Source organism: Luteococcus sediminum (genome assembly GCF_054783495.1).
Window position 1 is genome coordinate 1 of sequence record NZ_BAAGQL010000025.1, and the last position, 604, is coordinate 604.

The following is a 604-nucleotide window of genomic DNA, read 5'->3' on the forward strand; positions in this document are numbered from 1 at the left end:
GCCTCGCTCGATGCTGTCAGGAGAGCTGTGCCGCAACGCTGCCATCGACCTGCCACACTTCAAGTGGGCCCTGACCGGGATAGTCGCGGCTTCCCAAGGAATGGCCCCGGAAGGTGTACGTGACCTCGCCCAGCTGGATCGTGGTCTCAGGAAGTGTGATCGCGACATGGTCGCGAACCTGGATGCGGTCGCCAGCCTCGGTGAATAAGCCGGGAGGCCCGGTCATCTCCGAGCAATGATGTTCGACCGGACGGCCAGCCACGAGCTCGCCAGCGGTGATGACTTGCTCCCAGTCGGTGGTGCGGTCGTCCGGGTCTGGGATGTGCAGGTCCACGGGGGTCAGCTGTTGCAATACTGCAAGGGCCTCCGTGACCTGAAGTGCCTTGTCCAGCTCCTGCTGGGTATCGGGATTGGGGGGATCAAGGACCTCTGCGTCATCGGCGTTGTAGGGGACTCGCACGGGGGCCAACAAGAGCCTGTTGGGCGCATGAGCGCCAGCCATTAGACGCACTACCGGCAGGACGTCGTCGACGACGTGGCGACCTTCGCCGAGGCTCACCGAAATGTGGGTGGTGTACGAGTTCTGGCCATCCAGTGCACGCGC

General features: G+C 63.7%; 1 protein-coding gene. It reads right to left on the minus strand.

The genetic code is table 11. The features are described from left to right. Nucleotides 1–16: 16 nt before the first annotated feature. Nucleotides 17–604: hypothetical protein (locus tag ACYVKA_RS13515; protein ID WP_460706188.1), on the minus strand; the 588-nt coding region annotated here is incomplete at its 5' end.